Source organism: Dellaglioa sp. CoH-57-MRSF-17 (assembly GCF_056782015.1).
In genome coordinates, this window is sequence record NZ_JBXAXY010000027.1 from 1 (window position 1) to 660 (window position 660).

General features: G+C 57.7%; 1 protein-coding gene. It reads left to right on the forward strand.

Annotated features, from left to right (window positions below):
• A partial coding sequence (locus AC1RPJ_RS07675; RefSeq protein WP_481762827.1) for a hypothetical protein occupies nucleotides 1-259 on the forward strand: 259 nt, incomplete at its 5' end.
• Between the last annotated feature and the right edge of the window lie 401 nt (nucleotides 260-660).

The window sequence follows — 660 nt, forward strand, 5'->3', positions numbered from 1 at the left end:
GCGCCCATTTTCTGATCGTGAAGTGAAGCGCACGTATTACCAACAGTCTTTGGCTCTGAAGCATCGCATTCGCGAATTGTTGGACGGGCACCACTCGTACACGACATGGCTCGTGGCGCAGGGTGCGCTTCCTGAATACGAGGGCACGGTGGGAGACGCTCCCTACTCTGGCTACATCGATTCGTTGCCCGGTGTTCTTGAATCCCGCATCGCGTGGGCCGAGTGGATGCTCGAAAACTGGTGCGGAGAACAAGCATGAACAAGATTCGATATGCGGTGCTGGAGCTGGCACATTCGTTGGTGCAGGCAACACCATTGAAAACTGTATCACCGAATTATTTCGTGTGCTGCGCGGTGCAGGCAGCGGGGGAAGCGCTGGACCAAGGAAAGCCCGGTATCTACAGTGTAGAAGCTCAAAAGGTGCGCGCCGCTATCCGTGCGTCCCTCGGGGCCCATAATGTACTAGAGTCGTGGCTCCGAGCACGTCGCGATTCCGGGTTCGATGCGGAGGCCGATGACGCTGAGCCGCGACTTCGGGCCACGCGTCTTGCGTGGATCAAGTGGATGATGGACAACTGGTGTTGGGAGCAAGCATGAACGTAGACGCAATTCCGGAAAAGACGGTGCGTGGCGCACTGCTGCGGCAATACGCACGTTGGG